The sequence below is a fragment of the Enterobacter sp. T1-1 genome (assembly GCF_000710795.1).
Lineage (GTDB): Bacteria > Pseudomonadota > Gammaproteobacteria > Enterobacterales > Enterobacteriaceae > Enterobacter > Enterobacter cloacae.
On the sequence record NZ_JALW01000033.1, the window covers coordinates 1 to 22897 of the forward strand.

A 22897-nucleotide genomic window follows, 5' to 3' on the forward strand; every position below is an offset into this window, starting at 1 on the left:
GGGATCACTGTTACTGCCGGTGGTGATTTACCTTGGCTGGTCGGTATGGGTCGCTGTCTGGGGGCCGCCTTCGGGGCCGGTAACGCTGATTATTCACAATGAACTCGACAGGCCTGTTTTAGGATTTAGCGTGAATGGTGTGGCGGGGGCTAATGCCTTTGCGCATGGCGGGGGGGGGGCAACCTGCTGTGGCAGCATCAGTGGGGATAAGGCTGAAGTGATCTGGACGCTTGATATAACCCATGCTCAGTATCTCAAAGGTATGCGTCTGGAAACTCGTCGTACAGAAATGCCCATGCCAGTAAGAAAGAAAGGGGAGAATGATTTACACGTTCATTTTCTGCCGGGCGATAAAGTCCTGTTGGGATGGAGTGATAATGCATGGTCGCCTTATGAAAAGCGCCCGGACAGAGCGCATACAAATAAAATGGAAAATAACTAATGGATATTGAAAGCCTTATAGCCGCAGCAAATCGGGCCCAGCAGTCTGAAGATTACGGCATGCACAATTGTACACGCATCTGGCATGTGGGATTCTTTTTCGATGGTATTCACCGAAATATTGAACAGGATGCACCAGAGCAACAGCTAAGCAATATCGCTCGTCTGTTCAGAGCTTTTCCTGATGAGCTACAAAATTCGAGTGAAGATTGTTTTTCAAAATTCTACATATCAGGCCTTGGCACCCCCTTTAACGACGATCTTTCTACCAAACTAATTGCATTAATAGATGGTACCAAAAGTAATGTGCAGGATGATCTCAAATCTCAGCCCGCGGAAATGGCGAAAGAAACAGGCGGGCAGTTACTTAAAGGCGGAAACTGGTATGAGATTCTGAAAAATGAAGGGGCAAAGCTACTTAAGCCCGCAGAGTGGAAAAAACTGGGAAAGAATATAGCAACAAATGTACTCAAAAAAGCCAGTATTGAAGCCACTCCCTGGCTCCGTGACAATCCTGCTGTTGCAGATATGCTGGTCACAGGCGTTGATACTCGTATCGCCTCGGCGAAAATTCGCTTCGAGCGATTTTATGAGAGAGCAAAATCAGCCAGCCCGGTGCCCATTAAACTCATTTCTGTCTCCCTTTTCGGCTTCGATCTCGGCGCTACCCTGGCACGTAAATTCCTCGACAGTCTGCTGAAAGACATCTGTAAGAAAGAGGGAGATAAATACACTTATCAGGGCATACCCGTCGATATCGTCTTTACCGGCCTGTTTGACTGCTCGCGACGCACATCGGCCAGCAACAACAACGGTGTGGATTACTTTATCTCTGCGTTTGGCGGGCCAATCAAAGGCATCAGCGTATTGCTGGGGGATAAATCCATCGACCAGGACACCCCTCTGCCGAAGGCGGTAAAGAAAAGTCTGCATCTGGTCGCAGCCCATGAAACCCGCGTCTGGCGCTGCCTGTACCGCACCGGTAATAACCCGGCGCATAAGGAAGAACTCTATCCAGGTTGCGCGGAGGATATTGGCGGTGGCCTGAAACCGGACGAACAGAAACCCAGTGCGGAACTCTGCCGCGTGGCGCTGCACAGGATGTACCGTGAGGCGACCATGGCGGGCGTGCCTTTCCCTGATTTTCAAAGTCTGAAATCTTACTCCGAAACTGTAGCCAGCTATTTCATCGTCCAGGACAACGTTAAAAACCAGTCCGTCCTGCAGTGGGCAAAGGCGTACCAGAGTGCACTGCCCTTTACCGCATTAAACACAGCATGTCAGAACCGTCATCTGGACAGCTATATCGACTGGCTGGGTCGTCAGTACTATCAGTACCGCACGGAATGCCTGAAATATGAAAAGCAGCGCGGCGATACCCTGGCCTCAGCTGGCGCATCGGCAGGGTTTGCAGGCATTACGCAGGAAGCGAAAGAGACCGCCGGTCAGTACGCGAATGAACTTGCTGTACTACAGCAAAACTGGGGATGGCTTGATGACGTAAAGAATGCGGCTATAAGAATGCGAAACAGTATGGAACAGAACCCTATGGACAGACGCCGGGATATCGTTCCGAACGTGTATGGACCCGCGCTGTGGCGTGCGAAGCGATTTCTGGACTATTTCCATGCGGCGAACCTCGGTAAACCCCAGCCGTTTCCCATAGATACGGCACCGTCAGAAATGTACGCATGGTTTGTACACGACCTGCAAACGGTAGACAAAGGCGCAGGTATTTCGCAGGACTTTTTTGTGATCCGCTCAATGGAGATGCCTGAGGCCTGATGAGTACTCTTAACAACAGAATTTGAGATTCCTCCGCTACCTCTCCCGTTTGCGGTTAATTACCGTAAGGCCAGTTCACCTGCGAGTCTGGCCTTATGAAACGTTACTCTACCGCTCTGTTATTTGGTCTGCTGTCACTCTCCAGCCAACTGGCGCATGCCGATGTGATTGATGATGCCATTGGCAACATTCAGCAGGCGATCAACGATGCCTATAACCCCGGCAGCAGCCGCAGCAACGATGATGACGATCGTTATGACGATGACCGACGCATTGATAGCCGTCAGTATGACGACCGCCGTCGGCAGCTTGAAGACAGACGCCGCCGTTTAGACGAGCGCCAGCGCCAGCTTGATGACGACAGACGACGCCTGGAAGAGGATGAGCGGCGGTTAGAAGACGATTACGATCGCGGTTAAGTGCGGCCTGTTGCCCTCACCTCAACCCTCTCCCACGGGAGAGGGAGAAAACCTAATCCAGCACCAACACCATGCCGTCATATCCCGCTTCGATGCCGTCCGGCAACGGGTTATCCATCATCCACATGTCAAACTGATGGCTGATATGGGTCAGGATCACCTGCGGGCAGCCAATCACCTCGTTCAGTGCCACCACGGTGTTTAAATCGCAATGGTTGCGCGGCGTCTGCGGGCGCGGTTCATGGCTACAGTCGATGATCATCGCCTGAGGCTGGTTGTTAAGCAGAAATTTCACCGTTTTCTCCGGCAATCCGGCAGTATCAGAAAGCCACGCCACGCGGCTGTGGGCGGACTCCAGCAGATAACCAAAGGTGAGTTTCGAGTGGTTGAGCGGCAGCGGCGTCACCCGCAGGCCCTGCAGCTCAAACATCACAAACGGCTCCAGCATATGGCTGAAATCCAGAATGCCCGGGTGTTTGAAGAGATCGTCACATCCGGCTTCATCCGGCGGGCCGTAAACGGGGATCGTCGCGCCAACGCCCCAGCGCAGGGGAAACAGCCCCTGAACGTGATCCATATGGTAGTGGGTCAGCAAAAACTGCTGAAAGCTGCCGGCTGGCCAGTCGTCCATCAGGTGCGGAATACCCGCGTCCAGTAGCGTCACCGCGTCATTGAATTTGACGGCCGCGCTACAGGGCCGACGACGATAATTCTCCTGCAGACGTGCCCGGCGGCACGCCGCGCAATCGCAGCCATACACCGGAACCAGCTGGGCACTGCCGGTGCCCGTTAACGCGATCGTCAGACTCATCGTGCACCTCTACAACGGTTTGGTGAAACGAAAATGGCTCTGCGTATACCCTTCACGAACATAAAAACGGTGGGCGTCCAGCCGCCGGACGCTGGTGGAGAGCTCCGTCAGCTCCGCGCCCGCCTGCCGCGCGGTGTCTTCTGCCCATGCCAGCAGTTGGCTCCCCACTTTAAGACCTCGCGCCTCGGGCATCACCACCAGCTCCTGGATTTCGCCGATCCATCTGGCGTGGTGCAGGTGAAACTGCATATGCAGGCCAATCATACCCACTACCTGTCCATTCAGCTCTGCCAGCTGATAACGCATATTGTGGTCCTGCAGATTGGCCAGATACCCGGTGTGGAACGCCTGATGATCAAATTCGGCCTGTTTTAACTCGCAGATCAGCGCGTAAACGATTTGCGCATCATCGGCGGTGGCGGGGCGAAGCGTGCAGTCAGGCATGCTGTTTCTCCTTCTGACGGATAAGCGATAAAACGTTATCGACTGACTGTAGCAAACTTCCGTCGTTGTTGAGGATGTAGCAATCCGCCGGGGTATAGCGCGCTGCGCGTTCGAGCCGCTGCGCGATCTCTTTTTCGCTTTCGCGTCCGCGGCTTTGCAGGCGGCTGCGCAGGACATCCGGCGAAACCTGCAGACAGACCGGCAGCAGCGCCGAGGCATACCGGGCGCGTGCCTGGGGAAGATGCGCACGGGAGCCGTTGACCAGCACGTCAAAACCCGCGTGTAGCCACAGGTCGATCTCAATACCGATCCCGTAGTAGTAGCCGTTGGCGTGCCAGCTGAGCGCCAGCAGATTCTGCCCGGCGCGAGTGAAAAATTCCTGTTCGCTCAGGGCGATATGGTTTTCACTACCGGCATTCGCCGCCCGGGTAATATAGCGATGTGCGACCAGCAGCTGCGGGTGTTCCCGCTGCCGTAAGGCGGACAGCAGGCTGTCCTTCCCGGAGCCGGAGGGCCCCATTAACCAGATGACTCTTCCCATCAGAACACCCGTTTTCCCTGACGCCAGACGTGGTCGATATGGATGTGCTCGCCCTTACGGTGGGCCAGCACCAGATCCGCCCGTTTTCCTTCTGCTATCTCGCCCCGGTCGTGAAGATTAAGCGCCGATGCCGGGTTCTTCGTTACCAGGCGAATTGCCTGCGGCAGCGTGAAGCAGTTGCTGTCGTCATCCGCGACGCGGAAGGCGGCGTCCAGCAGGCTGGCGGGGTAGTAGTCGGAAGAGAGAATATCCAGCAGGTCGAGCGAGGCGAGTTTGCTTGCCGCCACGTTGCCGGAATGCGAGCCGCCGCGCACAATATTCGGTGCCCCCATCAGCACGTTCATGCCGTGTGCGCGGGAGGCTTCTGCCGCCTCAAACGTGGTAGGAAATTCAGCGATCACGCTGCCAAGCTGGTGGGATTCGCGGACATGATCGTGCGTGGCATCATCATGGCTGGCCAGCGCGATGCTACGGTCCCGGCACATTGCGGCAATCGAAACACGGTTCGGCTGTGACCACTGTGCCGCCAGCGCCAGCTGCTCTTCCTCGTAGCGCGCCATCTCCACATCGTTAAGAGAATATTTGCCCTGGTAATACTCGCGGTATTTTTCGAGGCTGGCGAACTGGCGCTGCCCCGGCGAGTGGTCCATCAACGAGACCAGCGACACTGGCTCGCGGTCTACCAGTTTTTCAAACAGCGGCAGGGTGGTGTGATGCGGCAACTCGCAGCGCAGGTGCAGGCGATGTTCGGCGCGGTTAAGACCGCGCTTTTGCGTCTCTTCCACGGCGTTGATCATCTTTTCCAGATTCTCCAGCCGATCGCCGCCGTCGCGTACGTCACCAATCGCCACCGCATCCAGCACGGTGGTGATGCCGCTGGCAACCATCAGCGCGTCGTGGCTGCTCATCGCCGAATGGGCGGGCCAGTCCACCTTCGGCCGTGGGGTGAAGAATTTATCCAGATTATCGGTGTGCAGCTCAATCAGCCCTGGCAGCAGCCAGCCGCCTTCGCCGTCCATCGCTTCGGGCAAATGGCTTCGGGTTTCGGCATACGCGCGGATCGCGCCGTCGCGGATCTCAATCGAGCCGTCGATGACCTCATCTTCCAGCACCAGCCTGACGTTATTGATAATCATACGTTTGTCCCCATCGGGTGCAGCCTGTCCGCCACGCGGTTGCGAACGCTCTCGTCGTGGAAGATCCCGACGATCGCCGCGCCGCGCGCTTTGGCCTGTTCGATCAGTTCAACCACTGCCGCGCTGTTTTTGCTGTCGAGCGAAGCGGTGGGTTCATCAAGAAGTAAAATCGGGTAGTCGACGATAAACCCGCGAGCGATATTCACGCGCTGCTGCTCGCCGCCGGAAAAGGTCGACGGGGCAAGATGCCAGAGGCGCTCGGGCACATTGAGGCGCGTCAGCAGGCTGGCGGCTTTGGCGGCGCAGGTTTCGCGCGGCACGCCGAGATCCAGCAGCGGCTGCATGACCACATCCAGAGCGGAGATCCGCGGGATCACCCGCAGAAACTGGCTCACCCAGCCGATCGTCGAGCGGCGGACTTCCAACACCTTACGCGCGGGGGCCTGAACCAGGTCGACCCATTCATCGGCATGGCGAATATGAATGTGCCCCTCGTCCGGCAGATAGTTGGCGTACAGGGAGCGCAGCAGGGTGGATTTTCCGCTGCCGGAGTGGCCGTGCAGCACCACGCATTCGCCGCTGTTCACCTTCAGAGAGGCATTTTGCAGCACCGGCAGACGCACGCCGTTTTGCTGGTGGAGCACAAAGGTCTTACTTACGTTTTCTACGTGGATCATTTTGGCCTCGTGGCTTTTTCTTGCCGGGTGGCGCTTCGCTTACCCGGCCTACAAGGTACGGCGTTCGTTTTGCCGGGTGGCGCCCTCAATTCTGCAACACGGATGACACCAGCAGCTGGGTGTAAGGATGGAGCGGATCGTCGAGCACGCGGTCGGTAAGCCCACTTTCCACCACCTGACCCTGCTTCATTACCAGCAGACGGTCTGCCAGCAGGCGAGCGACGCCCAGATCATGGGTGACAATCACCACCGCCAGGTTCAGCTCCACCACCAGGCCGCGCAGCAGGTCGAGCAGGCGCGCCTGCACGGAGACGTCCAGCCCACCGGTGGGTTCATCCATAAACACCAGCTTCGGGTGGGTGACCAGGTTACGGGCGATCTGCAGACGCTGCTGCATGCCGCCGGAGAAGGAGGTGGGCAAATCGTCGATGCGCGAGGCGGGGATCTCCACATCGGTCAGCCAGCGCTGTGCGGTTTCCCGGATGTTGCCGTAGTGCCGCGCGCCGGTCGCCATCAGCCGTTCGCCGATATTGCCTCCCGCCGAGACCTGACGACGCAGCCCGTCCAGCGGATGCTGATGTACCACGCCCCATTCGGTGCGCAGCAGGCGGCGGCGTTCAGCCTCGCTCATGCCATAGAGGGAGGCGCCCTCATACAAAATCTCGCCGTTCTGCGGGGCCAGGCGCGCGGAGATGGACTTCAGCAGGGTGGTTTTGCCCGAGCCGGATTCACCGACAATTCCCAGCACCTCGCCCGGCCACAGCTCGAACGAGACGTCGCTGAAGCCTTTGCCCGGCGCGTATAGGTGGGTCAGGTTGTTCACTGAAAGCAGCGGTTTCATTGGCTGTTCGCCTCGCTCTGTTGGCGGCAGTAATCGGTGTCGGAGCAGACAAACATCCGTTTGCCCGTATCATCCAGCACCACTTCATCCAGATAGCTGTGCTTCGAGCCGCAGATGGCGCACGGCTCGTCCCACTCCTGCACCGTGAACGGGTGGTCATCGAAATCGAGACTCTCCACGCGGGTGTAGGGCGGGACGGCGTAGATGCGCTTTTCGCGCCCGGCACCGAACAGCTGCAGGGCAGGCATCATGTCCATTTTCGGGTTGTCGAATTTCGGGATCGGCGACGGATCCATCACGTAGCGCCCGTTGACCTTCACCGGGTAGGCGTAGGTGGTGGCGATATGGCCGAAGCGGGCGATATCTTCATACAGCTTCACCTGCATCACCCCGTACTCTTCCAGGGCGTGCATGGTGCGGGTTTCTGTTTCGCGCGGCTCGATAAAGCGCAGCGGCTCCGGGATCGGCACCTGGAAAATCAAAATCTGATCTTCAGTGAGCGGCGTTTCGGGAATACGGTGGCGGGTCTGGATAAGCGTCGCATCTTCGGTTTTTTCGGTGGTGTTGACGCCCGTCACGCGCTTAAAGAAGTTGCGAATCGACACGGCGTTGGTGGTGTCGTCGGCTCCCTGGTCGATGACCTTCAGCACGTCTGACTCACCGATGACGCTGGCGGTAAGCTGAATGCCCCCGGTGCCCCAGCCGTAAGGCATCGGCATTTCTCGACCACCAAACGGCACCTGATAGCCGGGGATAGCGACCGCTTTCAGGATGGCGCGGCGGATCATGCGTTTGGTTTGCTCGTCCAGATAAGCAAAGTTGTAGCCGCTTAGGTTAGCCATTTTCACGCTCCCGTTGCAGACGTTTCAGCAGTTCCAGTTCGGCCTGGAAGTCAACGTAATGCGGCAGCTTGAGGTGCGAAACAAAGCCCGCCGCCTCGACGTTATCCGCATGGGCCAGCACGAACTCTTCGTCCTGTGCCGGGCCGGAAATCTGTTCGCCGTAGTCCGGCGCCTGCAGGGCGCGGTCAACCAGCGCCATCGCCATGGCTTTACGCTCGCTCATGCCAAAGACCAGCCCGTAACCGCGGGTAAAGTGTGGGGTGTCGTCGTCAGGTGCGACAAAACCATTCACCATTTCACACTCGGTCATTAGCAGTTCACCGACGTTCACAGCAAAACCCAGCTCTTCGGGGATGATTTCGACGTCGAGATAGCCGCTGCGGATCTCCGCCGCAAACGGGTGGTTACGCCCGTAGCCGCGCTGCGTTGAATAGGCCAGCGCCAGCAGATAGCCTTCGTCCCCGCGCATCAGCTGCTGCAGGCGAGACGAGCGTGAACAGGGGTAAACGGGAGGCGTGCGGGTGATGTCGTCGGGTTGCGCTCCGGTCTCTTCTTCAGCCTTTGCCAGACCCTGCTTCGCCAGCAGGCTAAAGACGTGCGGAGATGCTTCCTGCCCGGTCTCCGTGGTGCTGAGCGTCGGCGTTTCGCCGTTCGCCAGCAGGGTGAAATCCAGCAGGCGGTGGGTGTAATCGTACGTAGGGCCAAGGAGTTGGCCGCCAGGAATATCTTTATAAATGGCGGAAATTCTCCGCTCCAGGCGCATTTCTGCCGTATTGACCGGCTCGCTCACCGCCAGGCGGGGAACGGTGGTGCGCCAGGCGCGCAGCAGAAAGATGGCCTCGACGTTGTCGCCGCTGGCCTGCTTCAGCGCCAGCGCTGCCAGTTCACGGTCGGCGACGCCGCCTTCGGTCATCACCCGATCCACCGCCAGGTTCAACTGCTGCTCAATCTGGGCGACGCTCAGCTCGGGAAGCTGTTCATCACCCCGTCGTCTGTGCGCCTGTAGCGCATGGGCGGCGGCGATGGCCTTCTCGCCCCCTTTGACGGCAACGTACATCAGCACACCTCCACGTGGGTGGTTCGCGGGATCGCCAGCAGGCGCTCGCCGCAGGTCAGGATCAGGTCAATGCCCAGCGGGAACGGATGCGGGCGTTCGGTCAGCTCATGAATAATGCACTCCGGCAGCTGTGGCGCGACCATGCGTTCGTCGGCAATCCCCGCCCCGGTCAGGCGCAGCATGCGACCACCGCTCAGGCTGGCGACCTGCAGGATCAGCGTGGCGCTGGTCTCCGGTGCTACTGCGCTGCCTTCACTCAGGGCATTGAGCTGCTCATGGCTGATTTGCTCATCGGCAACGGCAAACACCGCCTGACGGGGCTGCTCAACCAGCGGGGCGTTAGTGTGAAAACGCAGATTCTGGCTGGCGATGTCATTGGATAACGTCCCCGAAAGCCACACCGGGGTATCGTTGTCGGCGAGAGTCAGCAGTACGCTGGTGGTCGCCAGGTTCAGCGGCAGCCAGCCCTGGGAGAGCTGATGCAGGGAGACAATCACGCCAGGCTCGCTCATGGCTTTCAGCAGGCGACGAAAACTGTGTTGGGCATCCTGGACGGCCAGGGTAAAAGCGGGTTGAAGCGTCATGCGTTATCTCCGCGAACAAGCGTAAAGAAGTCGACCCGGCTGGTATTGACTTGCGCCTGACGTGCGGCAGTGCGCGCGGCGAGGTCGGCTTCCAGCGGGGCAATCAGGGTTTCCATCAGGGTCTGGAAATGGGGTTGTTCCTGCAGCAGGGCGTCGATCACCGCGCAGCGCTCGGCGTGCGGTTTATCGCGACCGAGCACGTAGCTGTAACCCAGCGTGCCGCTGCTCAGACGAATGACCGCGCGGGTGAGGGCGGCATCACCGGCGAAAAAGCGCTCCCCGGTACCGCCCATTCTTGCCTGGATCTGTACCAGGCCAATTTCCGGCGCGCGGAGCGTTTCATAGTCTGGCGTCAGGTTAAGCGCGTTCATGCGGCTCGCCAGTGCAGCAGGCTGGCTATGGGCCAGGGCGCGCATCCAGCGCTGACGGGTGGAGGTGTCGAAATGCATTCAGTGCTCCATGGTGAATTCAATCATGTCGGCGCGGGTCAGGCTGACGGAGTACTCCGTTGCGTTGATCTCGCCGTCACGGTGGTTGAGGGTGCGCACGCAGAGCAGCGGAGCCATGTTGGGGATCTCCAGCACCTTGCTCTCTTTCGCCTGCGCGCGGCGGGCGCTGATACGCGTCTGGGTACGTTTGAGCACAAGACCCGTGGCGTCCTGCAAAAAGTCATGCAGTGAACCGCTGGAGAAGTGTTGCAGCACCGGCCAGAGGCTCAGGTCGCTGAAGTAGTGATCTATCTGGCAGACCGCCACGCCATTGACCCGGCGCAGGGTGCGCAGATGTACAACGTTGTCGCCCTCCTGAATACCCAGCGCATCGGCTACATGGCTGGAGGCCGGACGCAGCACGGAGAGCAGTTTTTCGCTGGTGGGATGGCTTCCCTGGTCGAGCAGGTTCTGACTAAAGCGCGCCTGGGCATTGAGCGGGTAGTCGAACGGGCGCATCAGCACCAGCACGCCGACGCCTTGACGGCGCTGTACCCATCCGCGCTCAACCAGCTGATCGATGGCGCGGCGCAGGGTGTGGCGGTTCACTTCATAGCGGTCTGCAAGCTGCTGTTCGGCTGGCAGGTAGTCTCCGCAGCGATAATGGGTGCGCAGCTCCACTTCGAGCTTTGCTGCAATCTCTTGCCAGCGGGTAGGGTAACTGGTCGGATGTCTGGATAAGTGCATACCAATCAAAGCCTCGCTTCTCAGATGAAGTGCTTACGCAAACGTTGAGAGAGGAAATCCAGCAGGCTGACGGTGATGATGATGAGTACCATCAGGGCGCAGGTTTGCTGGAACTGGAAACCGCGGATCGCCTCCCACAGGGTGACGCCAATGCCGCCTGCGCCGACCATGCCGACGACGGTGGCGGAACGGACGTTAGATTCGAAGCGGTAGAGCGAATAGGAGATCAGCAGCGGCATGACCTGGGGCAGCACGCCGTAAAGGATCTCTTCAATTTTGTTGGCGCCGGTGGCGCGAATACCTTCGACCGGGCCGGGTTCAATGGCTTCCACGGCTTCGGAAAGCAGCTTGGAGAGCACGCCGGTGGTATGGATGAACAGCGCCATCACCCCCGCGAACGGCCCCAGACCCACGGCGACCACGAACAGCATCGCGAACACCATTTCGTTAATGGCGCGGCAGGCGTCCATCAGGCGGCGCATCGGCTGATAAATCCACCACGGAACGATGTTTTCCGCGCTCATCAGGCCAAACGGAATGGAGAGGATGACGGCCAGGGCGGTCCCCCAGACGGCGATTTGCAGGGTGACAGCCATTTCGCCGAGATAGTCCTGCCACTGGCTAAAATCGGGCGGGAAGAAGTCGGCAGCGAAGGTGGCCATGTTACCGGCGTCTTTAAACAGCAGCAGCGGATCCATCTCCGCGCCCTTCCAGGAGATAACCAGCACTGCCAGCAGGATGGCCCAGCTAAATAGCGAGAACCAACTGCGTTTCGGCGGTGGGAGGGTGATGGTTTGCATGTTGACTCCTTTGTGTTTAGTTCCCTCTCCCTCAAGGGAGAGGGTTAGGGTGAGGGGGAAATGTGCGCGCTGATGCCCTCACCCCGGCCCTCTCCCACAGGGAGAGGGAGAAAAGCGTTACTGCACCGCTTTATTCACACTGGTCATTGCACCGAGCGCGGCGGTCAGGCGGTCCAGGTCTTCCAGCTGGGCCTGAATAGCTGCCACTTTGCTGGTCTTCTCCTCGTCCTTAAGCCCCTTGTTGTCCTTCACGCCCTGCATCTCTTTAAACAGCGCCAGCTGGCGAATCGGGACCAGCTGCAGGTCGCTCGACGGGCGGAACGGTGCCCAGCCCAGACGCGTCAGCACGGCTTTCTCTTCCGGCGTTTTGCCGTAAGTCATAAAGAAGTCGTACACCTTGTCCTTGGTGCTTTCAGAAAGGTTTTTGCGCCAGACAATCGGGTCACCCGGGATGAGAGGGGATTTCCAGATCACCTTCAGCTCTTTCAGCTTGTCCGGTGCGGAGGTCTTCAGCTTGTCGAGGTTTTCGGTGTTATTGGTGGCGACATCCACCTGCTTGTTGGCCACGGCCAGGGCGTTGGTTTCATGGCTGGCATTGACGGTGCGTTTGAAATCGCTGGCAGAGGCATTGTTTTTGGCGAAGACGTAATAGCCCGGCACCAGGAAGCCTGAAGTGGAGTTCGGATCGCCGTTGCCGAAGGTCAGTTCTTTGCGTTTGGCGAGCATATCGTTGAGGTTATTGATCGGGCTGTCTTTGTTGACGATCAGCACGCTCCAGTAACCCGGAGAGCCATCGGCAGCAACGGTCTGGGCAAAGACCTGGCCGTTTGCACGATCCACCGCTTCCATGGCGGAGAGGTTGCCATACCAGGCGATGTCCACTTTGTTAAAGCGCATCCCCTGGATGATGCCCGCGTAATCCGGGGCGAAGAAGGCGTTTACTTTGATCCCCAGTTTGGTTTCCATATCTTTCAGGAAGGGCTCCCACTGAGGCTTCAGGTTCTGCTGTGATTCCGTCGAAATAATGCCAAAGTTCAGCGCTTTTTCCTGCTCCTCGGCGTACGCAGGGCTTAACAGGGTGCTGATGCTGAACATGCTGGTGAAAGCCAGCGCGGCAACCGTTTTATAGCTCATTTCCATTCCTCGTAGTGGGGACGTTATGCAGCCTTCGCGTTCTCTTCGACACGGTTAATGCTGCGGTAGAGATGGTCAAAACGTTCGTTATCAAACTGGTGGCTTGCGCCATCAAAGAACACATGTCCCTGACGCAGGGCGACAATGCGCTCGCAGTAGCGCAGGGCGTAATCCACCTGATGCAGCGTCACCACCACGGTGATGCCGTCGTTCTGGTTAATGTCATGCAGGGTTTCCATCACGATGCGGGCGGATTCCGGATCCAGCGAGGCGATGGGCTCGTCGGCAAGGATGATTTTCGCTTTCTGCATCAGGGCACGGGCGATGGCCACGCGCTGCTGTTGTCCACCGGAGAGGGTGGAGACGCGCTGATGGGCGAAGTGCGCCATGCCTACGCGGGTGAGTGCCCGCAACGCCTCTTGCTTCTGTAACGGGGAGAACCAGCGCAGACAGGTGCGCCAGAATGGGGTGCTGCCGAGCGCGCCAATCAGCACGTTCTCCAGCACCGTCAGTCGATTTACCAGATTAAATTGCTGGAAGATGCAGCCTGTCTGCGCGCGGCTTTTGCGGATATCCCGCGCCAGTCGCCCTGCGCGCTGTACGGTGTTGCCCAGCAGTTCGACGTGGCTTTCCGGGATGCTATCGCCGGTAATCAGGCCGCTTAAGTGACGCAAAAGGGTGGATTTACCTGAACCGGATGGCCCCAGCAGCGCTACCATGTCGCCCTGCTGGACGGTCAGATCAACGGCATGCAGAGCCTTGTTGTGATGAAAGGTCTTGCTCAGTTTCTCGACGCGGATGACGGTTTGCATATGCTGGGCCTCACAATAAATGTGGCCTCATGCTGGCGCATCAATATGACATTTGGGTTAAGTGCAGGTTGCGGGAGTTTGAAGAGTTGAAGTGAAAACGATGACAATCTTTCCAGACCCGGTCAGCGCAGCGCCACCCGGGGTTGTTGCCGGCTGCGCTGCGCTTATCCGGCCTACGAACTTTGTTGCTGCTTAACGACGTTAATCATCCACGGCACGCCGTATTTGTCGGTGACCTTACCGAAACCGTGCGCCCAGAAGGTCTCCTGCCAGGCCATTTCAATATTTCCGCCATCCGCGAGATTGTCGAACCAGCGTTGGCCTTCATTGACATCCTGTGTGTCGAGAACCAGCGTGAATCCGGCATACTGCGCCTTACTGCCCGGCGGCAGGCCATCGCTCATCATGATATCGCTGCCCGCAATGCGAACGTTGGAGTGGGCTATAGCGGAGTCCGGGAACTGCATGCCAGACGGGCAGCCTTCTTCGCTGCTCTCGCTTTTTGGCATTTCGCCGAAGGTGATTTTATAGAGGAGTTCTGCGCCGACGGCCTGCTGATAAAAGGCGGTTGCCTCTGCACAGTTGCCGGCGAAAGAGATGTAGGGACTTAACGGCATAATCTTTACCTCACGTAAGAAAAGCCCATTAAGTGTAGTGGGTGTGTGCCCGGTAAGCGAAGCGCCACCGGGCGGGTAAATCAGTTCTTTTTCACAAACTCAGATTTCAGTTTCATTGGACCAAAACCGTCAATTTTGCAGTCGATATTATGATCGCCTTCAACCAGACGGATATTCTTCACTTTGGTCCCGATCTTCAGCATGGAAGAGCTGCCTTTAACCTTCAGGTCTTTGACGACGGTGACGCTGTCGCCATCTGCCAGCAGGTTACCGTTAGCATCTTTTACAATCAGCACGTCAGCATCCTGTGACGGCTCTGCGTCGTTCCATTCGTGGGCGCATTCCGGGCAAATGAACATGCCATTATCTTCATAGGTGTATTCAGAATTGCATTTCGGGCAGTGTGGAAGTTGCATCGGGGGTATCCTCAAAAAAGTGCTTAACACGCTGGAAAGTGCCAGCAAAATGACGGCAGAGCGCCGAAAAAGAGGGCAAGTATAACGCAAATCCACACGATTGTCGGTGATATTGTTTAATAAAAAAAAACCGAAAAGCGTGTTGCGGGTGACACTTTCTGTCAGTCGGTTAAGCGATGCTAACGCCATTAACGTGTTGGGAAGAATTGACACTGAATATATCGAATATTTTATTGCGGCAAATTGCTACGTTCCGCCATTTCGGATAAGGTGAAGCGACACATTGTTATTTATCGCCGGTTTTCGTCGTCGTACATCTGTTATGACGCTGAACCATTCCCTCTCTTTTTAGGTGGGTAAATAATGATGATATATCCTGAAGTTTCTTAAAAATGGGCTACGCTTTTTATCTTTTGACTATCAGGTCAGGAGAAAAGCTTTTCACGCCATGCAAGGATAGCGATTTATTTCTGATTGTCTTCAATCAGTTATATTTCGGTGAACATGTTTTCCACACGTGATCATATAAGCCGAAAAACATAATTAAAACCCGGTGGCTTAATAAAAGTAATAAATTTGCGTTAAGGAAAGGCTTTTATCATGCACACACAGACAATTTTTGAATTAAGCCAGGAAGCAGAACGGTTGCTACAACTCGCCCTGCAAAACCTTGATACCTTGAAATCAATGCCGATAGCGATGCTGGAGAGTACCGCGACGGCCATTACGGGTGAAAAGAACAACGTTTTACCTTTGCATTTTAGCGCGCGTGGTGTCGAAGCACAGCAGGCGATGCTGAATAGTGAATTGCGCAAAATAACCCGTCTGGAAATGGTGCTGGCTATTGTTGGAACCATGAAGGCGGGGAAATCGACCACCATTAATGCGATTGTGGGCACCGAAGTATTGCCCAACCGCAACCGTCCGATGACGGCGCTCCCGACCCTTATTCGTCATACGCCGGGCCAGAAAGAGCCGGTACTGCATTTTACGCATGTCTCTCCCATTGATGATCTGATCCAACTGCTACAGAAAAAGCTCTGCGATGACGATCGCGGCAAGCTGGCGCAGCGTCTGGAAATCGATAAAGACATGAATACGCTGCTGGAGAGAATTGAAAGAGGCGAGGCTTTCGAGAAGCACCACCTTGGGGCGCAGCCGATATTTCATTGTCTGAAAAGCCTGAACGACCTGGTGAGGCTCTCTCAGGCGCTGGACGTGGCCTTCCCATTCTCTGAGTACGCGGCGATAGAACATATACCGGTGATTGAGGTGGAGTTTGTGCATCTTGCGGGTCTGGATGCGCACCTGGGGCAGCTGACGCTGCTGGACACGCCTGGGCCAAATGAAGCCGGGCAGCCCCATCTGCAAAAAATGCTCACCGAACAGTTGTCCCGCGCCTCCGCGGTGCTGGCGGTGATGGACTATACCCAGCTCAAATCGATTTCTGATGAAGAGGTTCGTCAGGCCATTTCGGTAGCGGGAAAATCGGTGCCTTTGTATGCGCTGGTGAATAAATTCGACCAGAAGGATCGCAACAGCGACGATGAAGAGCAGGTCAGGGCGATGATCTCCGGGACCTTAATGAAAGGGAACATCTCTCCGGGACAAATTTACCCTGTTTCGTCGATGTGGGCCTATCTGGCAAACCGCGCCCGCTATGAGATGGCGAACCATGGGCAGCTACCGGATCACCAGGAACAGCGCTGGGTACAGGACTTTGCCGAGGCCGCGCTGGGGCGTCGCTGGCGTACGGCGGACCTGGACGATATCGAACATATTCGTCATGCGGCTGATTTGCTGTGGGAAGATTCGTTATTTGAACAACCTATCCGCAAACTCATTTACGCCGCCTATGCCAATGCGTCGTTATTTGCGCTGCGTTCGGCGTCGCATAAGCTGCTCAACTATGCCCAAAATGCCAGAGAGTATCTCGATTTTCGCTATCAGGCCCTGACGGTGGCCTTTGAATCGCTGGAGCTGAATATTACGCGTCTTGAAGAGGATATGGCTCTGCTGCAAACGCGGCAGCGCGTGGCCAGCGAAGAAGTCAAACACGAAGTGGAGCAGGCCCTCCACGCCACTGACGATTTTATGGCGTTGCAGAAAGGAGCCCTTCAGCAGGCGATTGGCCATATCTTCAACAGCCACACGCTACTTGATTTGGCAGGTATTGATCCGCTGAATCATCGGCAGGATGCACCGGAGGCGCTGACGCAGCTGGTGCTGGATGATGAGAGGCAGGCGCAAACGGTACTGAACAGCATCCGCTCCGCCTGCGAGCAGGTCATGCTGGACGCAAAGACGAAAATCAGCCGGGAGCTGGCGCTTCGCTTCGATCAGCTGGAGTCTACGCTGGCGCGTTCGCTGAATGAGGCGATGCGGCTCATTGAGCTGCGTATTAAAGAGCAGCTCAGCCATGCCGGTTTCCGGGCGCGGATCAGTTTCCCGGCATTTCAGGCAAATCAGCTGAACTTCAATACGCGGGCGCTGTTTACTGATGCCATCGCGGAGGATACCCGTCCGGCAGGCCAGCCATCGGCTGCGGGAAGTGTACGGGAAACGGTGTCGCGCTGGCTGAACAATCCTGGCTGGGGCTGGGAAGATTATGTGGCGACGCGCACGCGATACGTTATTGATATTGCGCAGCTGCATGACAAGTTTATGCAGCATATTGATCAGTTTTGTGAACAAATCCGTAAAGCTTTAACCGCGCAGGTCGATGTCTCTGTTACGGCGGGTATGGCAACGTTCTTTGCAGAATTTTCGTTATGCCTTGCCGGGTTACAGGAAAGCTTGCGTGATAGCCTCGCAGTCCGTCAGCAAAATGAGCATTCGACCCGATCGCTCAGCCAGCTGTTGAAACAAAGTATCACGACTGCGACGTGGATTCAGGAAGATACCCGACTGTTACGCGATGATATTCAAACTCTTTTCGCGGCAGAGCAACCATGACAACACAGCTACTGGACGGTCCCGGGCGGACGCTGGAGTGTATCCATCCTAAATTTATGGTCGATCTGGTCCAGGGGGTAGACGCGCCGCGTCATACCCATCTGGGGCCGCAACAGCTGCAGTTTCGTGAGCGTTTGACGCAGGAGATCATGACGCACACCCGGCTGCGACCGTGGGCAATGGCGGGAATGCTCAACGAAAATGCGGCTCTGCGCCTGGGGCTGGCGGAAAAGCTGGCCGGCATGCTGGATCCGGGGCATCTCGCGCTGACGCGTATGGCCGATAAACTGGTTGCCCTGCGCCAGCAAACCTCTCTGCGTACGCAGCCCTCGCCGGGCCTGGTTCAGCAGTACGCTGAACTCTCTTCCCATTTTCTTCAACGCGCAGCCTATAAAGAAAAGGCGTTGTCCCAGCGTGGGTTAACGGTGCAGGCGGGCGATCATAGCGAGCAGATTTTTACCCGCTGGCGGGCCGGACACTATGATGGCTGGTCGCTGGCCGGGCGTTGCTACATTGTGCTGGAAGAGCTGCGCTGGGGAGCATTTGGCGATGCCTGTCGTCTGGCGAATGCGGACGTGGCGGCAATGCTCAAGGATAACCTGCGCAGCATGGCGGCAAATTATCTGGCGCAGGGGATCAATGCTTCTCCCACTACCCGCCATTTTTATCACCAGTGGCTCACAACCCCCTCTACGCCGGGGAGCATCGATCATAAAGATATGCTGGGCTGGCTGGGGGACTGGTGTCAGGCGGACAGCCACCCGGTGAGCTGGTCAGTAACCCAAAACTGGCAAACGGTCGCGCTGGGTATGCCGAGACTCTGTTCGGCAAAGCGGCTGGTGGATGGGATGGTGGAAGAAATTTTTGGTTGAACCCCTCACCCGGTGGGGAGAGGGGGGTCTTATGCGGTGCGTTAATGATGAAGCTCTACCGCTTTCGGTTCTGTATCCGGCTCGGGGAGATTGCCGAAGCGCTTCGCATACAGGGCCGTGATGATGGGCACCAGAATGGCGGTGACGATCACGCTGGCGGCAACCAGCGCCGTTGCCGAGGCCGCAACCGGTTCGAAAGCCGGGTTAATCTGGGCAATGATCACCGGATTCGCCACGGCGGCCCCGGCGGCTGAAGAGGCGGCTACACCTGCCGTTCCGTTTCCTCCGCCAATTACGCGATCGGCAATGATCAGCGGAATGCCGGTGATAATGATAACAGCCACGCCAAGGACAATACCCAGCAGACCGGTATCGAGGATCACCTTCAGGTTAATGGTATTCCCCAGCGCGAAGCCGAAGAACGGGATCAGCACCGGCGTGGCTTTGCTGAAGAAATCGCGCAGATCGTGGTCCAGATTCCCCAGCGCAAAACCGATCAGGAAAGGCAGGATCGCGCCGACAAAGTGGTGTGGTTCAAACGAGGCCAACCCCGCCGAGCCCAGAATCAACATCGTCATCAGCGGACCGGACTCCAGAGACATCAGCACAAAGGCGCCAGACTCCTCTTTTGTGCCGTACTGGTTCATCAGGCTGGCATAGAGCCCACCGTTAGTCATATCCATCGCGGAGACAATGGCCAGAACGGATAATCCGGCGAAGAATCCGGTCTGAATGCCATTCTCCGGAATGAACAGTGCACAGACCATTGCCACAACCCAGGCAACCGCAATTTTCGTTATAACCAGCGTTCCGGATTTACGTAATACGGTACCCGTTGCCCGCAGGTTAATAGATGCTCCAATACAAAAGAACCAGACGGCCAGAATGGGCACGGTTCCCGTAATCATTCCTTTTGTGAAACCACCAAAATAAGCACCGGTATCAGGTGCCAGGGTATTCAGAATGGCGCCAAGCACCAGAGGAACCAGCATCATCCCGCCGGGGATGCGTTCTATTGTGGCTTTAATCTTCATGTACAACCCTCACATCGTGTCCCGCGTGGCGGACGGAATGCTATCGAAAATAAAATCAACAAATTCAATTAATTGAAAGGATGCTTAGCCTGGCGCTTCGTTATCCTTTCAGGGAAATTAATCGCGCGCTCTTGATTCATGCCGCTCAAAAGCCCGCTGGACGTTGCGTTCGGATTTATCATGCGATCATTGGAATGATGATTCAATGAAAATAAAACAGTGTTTTAGTTATCTCTATCACATATTCAGCGTAAATATTCGAACCGCGTTTTAATATTTAAAATTTATGTAAATCTGATGTGACGCAGTATGGTTTTGAGAATTGTTGTGCAGGCGATAATAACGTGCGTGAGCATGCTCTTTTTTGGTGGATAAGAAAGAGCTGATGGGCGGAAATTGACAAATATTGAACTCAGTTGACGATACGGAAAAATATATGTGAAGTTGATCACAAATATAAACGCTGGTAGGGTAAAAAGGTCATTAACTGCCCAGACAGGCGTCAACAGGTTCGGTTGTATCGACGTAAAACGTCAATGTAAGTAAACCTGCTACGCTTGAATAAGGCGATTCGCATGGAGCGGATCCCCGTTTCACGGTTCACCAGATGGCCGGTGAAATGGACAGGGCTGAGTCTACGAGGAAAGCTATGCTTAGAAGGAAAAAGATTAAACCCATCACGCTTCGCGACGTCACCATCATCGATGATGCAAAACTGCGTAAAGCGATCACTGCCGCCTCGCTCGGTAATGCGATGGAATGGTTCGATTTTGGTGTCTACGGCTTCGTGGCCTATGCGTTAGGTAAAGTGTTCTTCCCCGGCGCTGACCCCAGCCTGCAGATGATTGCCGCGCTGGGTACGTTCTCGGTTCCCTTCCTCATTCGCCCGCTGGGTGGTCTGTTCTTCGGTATGCTTGGTGATAAATATGGTCGTCAGAAGATCCTGGCCATCACCATTGTCATTATGTCGATCAGTACATTCTGTATCGGCCTGATCCCGTCTTATGCTTCGATTGGCATCTGGGCGCCAATATTGCTGCTGCTCTGTAAGATGGCTCAGGGATTCTCCGTAGGGGGAGAATATACCGGTGCCTCGATCTTCGTTGCAGAGTACTCCCCGGACCGTAAACGTGGCTTCATGGGAAGCTGGCTGGACTTTGGTTCCATTGCCGGGTTCGTCATGGGGGCGGGCGTGGTGGTGCTGATTTCAACTGTGGTTGGTGAGGCGAACTTCCTTGAATGGGGCTGGCGTATTCCGTTCTTCCTCGCGCTGCCGCTGGGGATCATTGGCCTGTACCTGCGTCATGCGCTTGAAGAGACGCCTGCGTTCCAGCAGCACGTTGATAAGCTTGAGCAGGGTGACCGCGAAGGTCTGCAGGATGGCCCGAAAGTCTCCTTTAAAGAGATCGCGACCAAACACTGGCGCAGCCTGCTGGTCTGTATCGGCCTGGTGATCTCCACGAACGTGACTTACTACATGCTGCTGACCTACATGCCGAGCTATCTGTCGCATAACCTGCACTACTCGGAAGACCACGGTGTGCTGATCATTATCGCCATCATGGTGGGTATGCTGTTTGTGCAACCGATTATGGGGCTGTTGAGTGACCGCTTTGGCCGTCGACCGTTCATTATTCTGGGTAGCGTTGCGCTGTTTGCCCTTGCTATTCCGGCATTCATTCTGATTAACAGCAATGTGCTGGGCCTGATTTTTGCCGGCTTGCTGATGCTGGCGGTGATCCTCAACTGCTTCATCGGGGTGATGGCCTCTACACTACCGGCCATGTTCCCGACGCATATTCGCTACAGTGCGCTGGCGGCGGCCTTTAACATCTCGGTTCTGATTGCCGGTCTGACGCCGACGCTTGCCGCCTCTCTGGTGGAAAGCACGCAAAACCTGATGATGCCCGCTTATTACCTGATGGTTATCGCGGTGATTGGTTTGATTACGGGTATTACCATGAAGGAGACGGCGAACCGTCCTCTGAAAGGGGCGACGCCTGCGGCATCGGATATTCAGGAAGCGAAAGAGATCCTGCGCGAGCACTACGATAACGTCGAGCAGAAGATTGAAGATATTGACGCAGAGATTGAAGAACTGCAGAAGAAACGCTCCCGACTGGTGGACCAACATCCACGCATCAACGAGTAATCAAAAAACCCGCCGCTGGCGGGTTTTCTTTTATTAGCATCCTGCGGCGATGTAATCGCCATTGGCGCTGATGGGGATCACCGTCAGGAACAGGATGGTCGCAAACAGGATCAGAACAATCCCGCCAGCAATCTTGACCGCCGGAACCAGCCACTTCAGCGAGGTGCCGCCGCCAAACCAGGCGACCGTGCGCTCCCGGGCGTAACGCACGGCCAGCGATAGCCCCATAATCGATAGCGCGGTTCCCAGCGACATGGTCATTACCGCGGCCATTCCCCAGGTGACGATGCCCAGCGCATTCGAAAACATCAGGATCATAATGGCCCCACTGCACGGACGCGCGCCGATCGCCAGAATTACACCCAGACGGGTTTTCCAGTCACCCTGCGCAAGGTCTGCCCCTACGCCGTGATGGCCGCAGCCACAATGTTCATCATGCTGGTGAAGGGGCGTGATGGCGGAGATTGCCATCCTGCGCGGGCGCAGGCTTTTCAGCGCCTGGTAAATGATAAACGCGCCGAATGCGCCAATGAGGACCGCGCTTATCTTCTCGACATACCAGCGGCTGGTACTGATATCCCCGGACGCCAGGTTAAACCCCACCGCCAGAATAAAGACAAACAGAATGGCGCTGACGCCCTGCAGCATACTGCCAAAAAAAGGCACGACCCGGGCAGCCAGTTCGCTCTCTTTATTTGTACTGAGATAGGTAGTGACAATGAATTTGCCGTGCCCCGGCCCGATAGCGTGAAGTACGCCATAGAAGAACGCGCCGGTTAATAGCCATAAGCCACCGCTGTACTGATGGTTATTAAGCTGCAACAGGTACATCACCAGATAACGGTGCAGGGTGATTTGCGTAGCAAGACACCATTGGATGAAAGCCCCCCAGTGTGCGTGCAGAGTGAAGCCCGCAATAAGGAGTAGCAGCGTCATGAGGCCAGCGCCAGGAATGCGCCAGTCTCGGGTGAGGCGTTGTGTGATCATGGATATTGTCTGTCAGGGAAAATATTTGCCAATAGTATAGTTGATTATCCCCCCTCAATCCGTGGGTTCTTATGAAGCTTACGCGTTGTATTGTGGATAAGTCTGTGTGTAAAAGGGTATAAAGCGGGGTTTTGCTGGGGAATACAGCAGTCAGTCATCTTTTTGCAACTTTTCGGTTGCGGTCGCTCGGGAACTCCCTATAATGCGCCTCCATCGACACGGCGGATGTGAATCACTTCACAAACAACCCGGTCGGTTGAAGAGAAAAAATCCTGAAATTCAGGGTTGACTCTGAAAGAGGAAAGCGTAATATACGCCACCTCGCGACAGAGCGCTGAAGCGCGTCGCAACTGCTCTTTAACAAT

24 protein-coding genes are annotated in these 22897 nt (G+C 56.2%); 6 read left to right on the forward strand and 18 right to left on the reverse strand.

Features of this window, described 5'->3' with window-relative positions:
• The 3 genes from AK59_RS0112410 to yjdP form a co-directional block, all read left to right on the forward strand.
• Positions 1-442, forward strand: a 442-nt coding sequence (locus AK59_RS0112410; protein ID WP_032618546.1) for a DUF3304 domain-containing protein, incomplete at its 5' end; no start/stop codon positions are given.
• Positions 442-2226 (forward strand): DUF2235 domain-containing protein, encoded by a 1785-nt coding sequence (locus AK59_RS0112415; RefSeq protein WP_029882895.1) that lies wholly within the window; start codon positions 442-444, stop codon positions 2224-2226. The genes AK59_RS0112410 and AK59_RS0112415, both read left to right, overlap by 1 nt.
• Positions 2227-2321: 95 nt before the next feature.
• Positions 2322-2645, forward strand: a complete 324-nt coding sequence (yjdP, locus tag AK59_RS0112420) for a DDRRRQL repeat protein YjdP (RefSeq protein WP_029882896.1) — start codon at positions 2322-2324, stop codon at positions 2643-2645.
• Positions 2646-2697: 52 nt separating this feature from the next.
• On the opposite strand, the gene phnP is transcribed toward yjdP, so the two are convergent.
• The 16 genes from phnP to AK59_RS0112500 form a co-directional block, all read right to left on the reverse strand.
• Positions 2698-3456: a phosphonate metabolism protein PhnP gene (phnP, locus tag AK59_RS0112425; protein ID WP_029882897.1), complete on the reverse strand. Its 759-nt coding sequence runs from the start codon at positions 3454-3456 to the stop codon at positions 2698-2700.
• A gap of 9 nt (positions 3457-3465) precedes the next feature.
• Positions 3466-3900 (reverse strand): aminoalkylphosphonate N-acetyltransferase, encoded by a 435-nt coding sequence (gene phnO / locus AK59_RS0112430; protein ID WP_023621470.1) that lies wholly within the window; start codon positions 3898-3900, stop codon positions 3466-3468.
• Positions 3893-4444 (reverse strand): ribose 1,5-bisphosphokinase, encoded by a 552-nt coding sequence (gene phnN, locus AK59_RS0112435; RefSeq protein ID WP_029882898.1) that lies wholly within the window; start codon positions 4442-4444, stop codon positions 3893-3895. Before phnN ends, phnO begins: the two co-directional genes overlap by 8 nt.
• Positions 4441-5577 carry an alpha-D-ribose 1-methylphosphonate 5-triphosphate diphosphatase gene (gene phnM, locus AK59_RS0112440; RefSeq protein WP_029882899.1) on the reverse strand — a complete coding sequence of 379 codons (1137 nt, stop codon included), beginning with the start codon at positions 5575-5577 and terminating at the stop codon, positions 4441-4443. Before phnM ends, phnN begins: the two co-directional genes overlap by 4 nt.
• Positions 5574-6254, reverse strand: coding sequence for a phosphonate C-P lyase system protein PhnL (gene phnL, locus AK59_RS0112445; RefSeq protein ID WP_013095104.1), 681 nt, complete (start codon positions 6252-6254; stop codon positions 5574-5576). The genes phnM and phnL overlap by 4 nt, the downstream gene beginning before the upstream one ends.
• 85 nt (positions 6255-6339) lie before the next feature.
• On the reverse strand, positions 6340-7095 hold the full coding sequence (gene phnK / locus AK59_RS0112450) for a phosphonate C-P lyase system protein PhnK (RefSeq protein WP_029882900.1): 756 nt from the start codon (positions 7093-7095) through the stop codon (positions 6340-6342).
• Positions 7092-7937, reverse strand: coding sequence for an alpha-D-ribose 1-methylphosphonate 5-phosphate C-P-lyase PhnJ (gene phnJ / locus AK59_RS0112455; protein ID WP_013095106.1), 846 nt, complete (start codon positions 7935-7937; stop codon positions 7092-7094). Before phnJ ends, phnK begins: the two co-directional genes overlap by 4 nt.
• Positions 7930-8994, reverse strand: a complete 1065-nt coding sequence (locus AK59_RS0112460; protein ID WP_029882901.1) for a carbon-phosphorus lyase complex subunit PhnI — start codon at positions 8992-8994, stop codon at positions 7930-7932. The genes phnJ and AK59_RS0112460 overlap by 8 nt, the downstream gene beginning before the upstream one ends.
• The gene (gene phnH, locus AK59_RS0112465) at positions 8994-9578 is read right to left on the reverse strand and encodes a phosphonate C-P lyase system protein PhnH (RefSeq protein WP_014830323.1); all 585 of its coding nucleotides are present in this window, start codon (positions 9576-9578) and stop codon (positions 8994-8996) included. Before phnH ends, AK59_RS0112460 begins: the two co-directional genes overlap by 1 nt.
• Positions 9575-10027 carry a phosphonate C-P lyase system protein PhnG gene (gene phnG / locus AK59_RS0112470; RefSeq protein WP_014830324.1) on the reverse strand — a complete coding sequence of 151 codons (453 nt, stop codon included), beginning with the start codon at positions 10025-10027 and terminating at the stop codon, positions 9575-9577. The genes phnH and phnG overlap by 4 nt, the downstream gene beginning before the upstream one ends.
• The gene (phnF, locus tag AK59_RS0112475; protein WP_013095110.1) at positions 10028-10753 is read right to left on the reverse strand and encodes a phosphonate metabolism transcriptional regulator PhnF; all 726 of its coding nucleotides are present in this window, start codon (positions 10751-10753) and stop codon (positions 10028-10030) included. It lies immediately after the preceding gene.
• A gap of 20 nt (positions 10754-10773) precedes the next feature.
• The gene (gene phnE / locus AK59_RS0112480) at positions 10774-11553 is read right to left on the reverse strand and encodes a phosphonate ABC transporter, permease protein PhnE (protein ID WP_013095111.1); all 780 of its coding nucleotides are present in this window, start codon (positions 11551-11553) and stop codon (positions 10774-10776) included.
• 117 nt (positions 11554-11670) lie between these two features.
• Entirely contained in the window at positions 11671-12687 is a 1017-nt protein-coding gene (gene phnD, locus AK59_RS0112485) for a phosphonate ABC transporter substrate-binding protein (RefSeq protein ID WP_013095112.1), read from the reverse strand.
• Positions 12688-12710: 23 nt separating this feature from the next.
• On the reverse strand, positions 12711-13499 hold the full coding sequence (gene phnC / locus AK59_RS0112490; RefSeq protein WP_013095113.1) for a phosphonate ABC transporter ATP-binding protein: 789 nt from the start codon (positions 13497-13499) through the stop codon (positions 12711-12713).
• 173 nt (positions 13500-13672) lie between these two features.
• Positions 13673-14116, reverse strand: a complete 444-nt coding sequence (gene yjdN / locus AK59_RS0112495; RefSeq protein WP_013095114.1) for a VOC family metalloprotein YjdN — start codon at positions 14114-14116, stop codon at positions 13673-13675.
• An 80-nt stretch (positions 14117-14196) separates the two neighbouring features.
• A complete protein-coding gene (locus AK59_RS0112500) occupies positions 14197-14532 on the reverse strand; it encodes a zinc ribbon domain-containing protein YjdM (RefSeq protein ID WP_013095115.1) in 336 nt (111 codons plus the stop codon).
• A 600-nt stretch (positions 14533-15132) separates the two neighbouring features.
• On the opposite strand from AK59_RS0112500, the gene crfC reads away from it, so the two are divergent.
• Together crfC and AK59_RS0112510 are read left to right on the forward strand one after the other, a co-directional pair.
• Complete coding sequence (crfC, locus tag AK59_RS0112505) at positions 15133-17487, forward strand: clamp-binding protein CrfC (protein WP_029882902.1); 2355 nt, start codon at positions 15133-15135, stop codon at positions 17485-17487.
• Positions 17484-18359: a diguanylate cyclase regulator RdcB family protein gene (locus tag AK59_RS0112510; protein WP_029882903.1), complete on the forward strand. Its 876-nt coding sequence runs from the start codon at positions 17484-17486 to the stop codon at positions 18357-18359. The genes crfC and AK59_RS0112510 overlap by 4 nt, the downstream gene beginning before the upstream one ends.
• A 41-nt stretch (positions 18360-18400) precedes the next feature.
• Here AK59_RS0112510 and kdgT read toward each other — a convergent pair whose 3' ends face one another.
• Entirely contained in the window at positions 18401-19393 is a 993-nt protein-coding gene (gene kdgT / locus AK59_RS0112515; protein WP_013095118.1) for a 2-keto-3-deoxygluconate transporter, read from the reverse strand.
• Between the two features lie 649 nt (positions 19394-20042).
• On the opposite strand from kdgT, the gene proP reads away from it, so the two are divergent.
• Positions 20043-21545 carry a glycine betaine/L-proline transporter ProP gene (gene proP / locus AK59_RS0112520; RefSeq protein ID WP_013095119.1) on the forward strand — a complete coding sequence of 501 codons (1503 nt, stop codon included), beginning with the start codon at positions 20043-20045 and terminating at the stop codon, positions 21543-21545.
• Positions 21546-21578: 33 nt separating this feature from the next.
• On the opposite strand, the gene AK59_RS0112525 is transcribed toward proP, so the two are convergent.
• Positions 21579-22532 carry a nickel/cobalt transporter gene (locus tag AK59_RS0112525; protein WP_029882904.1) on the reverse strand — a complete coding sequence of 318 codons (954 nt, stop codon included), beginning with the start codon at positions 22530-22532 and terminating at the stop codon, positions 21579-21581.
• Between the last annotated feature and the right edge of the window lie 365 nt (positions 22533-22897).

Excerpts from the sequence above, each read along its gene's own strand:
- phnJ (WP_013095106.1), bottom strand. The coding sequence starts at position 7,937 with ATGGCTAACCTAAGCGGCTACAACTTTGCTTATCTGGACGAGCAAACC.
- AK59_RS0112415 (WP_029882895.1), top strand. The coding sequence starts at position 442 with ATGGATATTGAAAGCCTTATAGCCGCAGCAAATCGGGCCCAGCAGTCT.
- phnP (WP_029882897.1), bottom strand. The coding sequence starts at position 3,456 with ATGAGTCTGACGATCGCGTTAACGGGCACCGGCAGTGCCCAGCTGGTT.
- phnE (WP_013095111.1), bottom strand. The coding sequence starts at position 11,553 with ATGCAAACCATCACCCTCCCACCGCCGAAACGCAGTTGGTTCTCGCTA.
- phnH (WP_014830323.1), bottom strand. The coding sequence starts at position 9,578 with ATGACGCTTCAACCCGCTTTTACCCTGGCCGTCCAGGATGCCCAACAC.
- crfC (WP_029882902.1), top strand. The coding sequence starts at position 15,133 with ATGCACACACAGACAATTTTTGAATTAAGCCAGGAAGCAGAACGGTTG.
- AK59_RS0112510 (WP_029882903.1), top strand. The coding sequence starts at position 17,484 with ATGACAACACAGCTACTGGACGGTCCCGGGCGGACGCTGGAGTGTATC.
- phnK (WP_029882900.1), bottom strand. The coding sequence starts at position 7,095 with ATGAAACCGCTGCTTTCAGTGAACAACCTGACCCACCTATACGCGCCG.
- phnD (WP_013095112.1), bottom strand. The coding sequence starts at position 12,687 with ATGAGCTATAAAACGGTTGCCGCGCTGGCTTTCACCAGCATGTTCAGC.
- AK59_RS0112460 (WP_029882901.1), bottom strand. The coding sequence starts at position 8,994 with ATGTACGTTGCCGTCAAAGGGGGCGAGAAGGCCATCGCCGCCGCCCAT.
- phnC (WP_013095113.1), bottom strand. The coding sequence starts at position 13,499 with ATGCAAACCGTCATCCGCGTCGAGAAACTGAGCAAGACCTTTCATCAC.
- yjdP (WP_029882896.1), top strand. The coding sequence starts at position 2,322 with ATGAAACGTTACTCTACCGCTCTGTTATTTGGTCTGCTGTCACTCTCC.
- proP (WP_013095119.1), top strand. The coding sequence starts at position 20,043 with ATGCTTAGAAGGAAAAAGATTAAACCCATCACGCTTCGCGACGTCACC.
- AK59_RS0112500 (WP_013095115.1), bottom strand. The coding sequence starts at position 14,532 with ATGCAACTTCCACACTGCCCGAAATGCAATTCTGAATACACCTATGAA.
- yjdN (WP_013095114.1), bottom strand. The coding sequence starts at position 14,116 with ATGCCGTTAAGTCCCTACATCTCTTTCGCCGGCAACTGTGCAGAGGCA.
- phnF (WP_013095110.1), bottom strand. The coding sequence starts at position 10,753 with ATGCACTTATCCAGACATCCGACCAGTTACCCTACCCGCTGGCAAGAG.
- phnM (WP_029882899.1), bottom strand. The coding sequence starts at position 5,577 with ATGATTATCAATAACGTCAGGCTGGTGCTGGAAGATGAGGTCATCGAC.
- phnO (WP_023621470.1), bottom strand. The coding sequence starts at position 3,900 with ATGCCTGACTGCACGCTTCGCCCCGCCACCGCCGATGATGCGCAAATC.
- AK59_RS0112525 (WP_029882904.1), bottom strand. The coding sequence starts at position 22,532 with ATGATCACACAACGCCTCACCCGAGACTGGCGCATTCCTGGCGCTGGC.
- phnG (WP_014830324.1), bottom strand. The coding sequence starts at position 10,027 with ATGCATTTCGACACCTCCACCCGTCAGCGCTGGATGCGCGCCCTGGCC.
- phnL (WP_013095104.1), bottom strand. The coding sequence starts at position 6,254 with ATGATCCACGTAGAAAACGTAAGTAAGACCTTTGTGCTCCACCAGCAA.
- kdgT (WP_013095118.1), bottom strand. The coding sequence starts at position 19,393 with ATGAAGATTAAAGCCACAATAGAACGCATCCCCGGCGGGATGATGCTG.